Genomic DNA, 1,353 nt, shown 5'->3' with positions numbered 1-1,353 from the left:
CCTGGATCTCGGCGGCCGCCCGGCGGCCGCCGAGATCCAGGATGCGGTGCAGGACATCCGCCAGCGCCAGCGCGAGCTCGGCGAGAACGCCGGCGCCAGCGTGGTCGCGACCATGCGCGAGGACATCGCCCGCCGCCTCGACGCGACGGTCGAGGACACCGCGCTGCCGGACACCGCGGTGTCCGAGCTGCGCCGCGAGACGAACCGGCTTCGCGAATCGATCGGCCATCTCGCCACGCGGCGCGACCTCGGCGCCCTGGAGCAGGCGGTGATCTCGCTGGCCAGCGGCGTCGAGCGCGCCGGAGCGCCGGCGGACCTCGCCGCCATCGCCGAGCCGATCGAGCTGATCCGCGCGCAGGTCGAGCGACTGGCCGACGACGTGGCCGAGAACGTCCACACCCGCGTGGCCGGCGAGGTCGAGCGCCTCGCCTCCCGGCTCGATGCCGTCGTCGCCACCGGGCACGGCAGCGCCGTCGATCACGACGGGCTCAAGCACCTGTTCGACGAGATCGAGGAGATCCGCCGCCTGATCGCGGCGCTCGCCGGGCCGGAGCGGATCCAGAGCCTCGCCGCCGGCGTCCAGGCGATCAGCGCACAGATCGCCCAGCTCCAGAAGGCCGCGACCGCGGGCAGCGACACCGCCCTGCGCCCGCTGCTGGAGGAGATCCGCAGCGGCCTCAACGCCAGCGTCCCCGCCCCGGCGGCGCTGGTCGACCAGATCGACGCGATCGCCTCGAAGCTCGACGCGATGCAGGCGGGCGCACACGGCGCCGACGCGGCCAGCTCTCAGGCGATCCTCGGGCGGATCGACGCGCTGTCGGACAAGGTCGACCGCGTCAGCACCCAGCCGGTGGGCGACCTGATCGGGCGCCTGGAAGGCCTCGGCGAGAGCCTGCGCATGCCGGCGATGCCGGGCGGCGACGTCGCCTCGATCCACGCCATGCTGCGCAACCTCGCGGAGAAGGTCGACCGCGTCGGCGCGCGCTCCGGCGACGACGGCCTCGACGCCCTGGAAAAGCAGGTGGTGTCGATCGCCGACCGGCTCGACGCCCGCAGCGGCGACCCGACGCTCGCAAGCCTGGAGCGGTCCATGGGTGACCTGCTCAAGCAGGTCTCCGCGCTCCGCGACGAGGCACCGATCGAGGCCGCCGTGGCCCGTGCCACCCGCAGCGCCGTGGCCGATTCGATCGGCGGGCGCGGGAACGCCGAGACGAGCGAGTTCGGGCTGCTGCGCGCCGGCCTCGCGGACATGCAGGCCCGGCAGGCGGCGTCCGACCAGCGCCTCGCCACGACGCTCGAAGGGGTGCAGACCGCCCTCGAGCGCCTGACCGGGCGCCTCGATGCGCCCCCGGC

1 pseudogene is annotated in these 1,353 nt (G+C 74.8%); it reads left to right on the top strand.

Going from position 1 to position 1,353, the window contains the following annotated elements:
* Positions 1-1,353: pseudogene (locus FV223_RS30975) on the top strand (hypothetical protein); the annotation flags it as partial.

The sequence above is a fragment of the Methylobacterium sp. WL116 genome (assembly GCF_008039455.1).
GTDB lineage: Bacteria > Pseudomonadota > Alphaproteobacteria > Rhizobiales > Beijerinckiaceae > Methylobacterium.
Note: the sequence above shows the minus strand (reverse complement) of the source record. Positions and strands in the feature narration are given on the sequence as shown.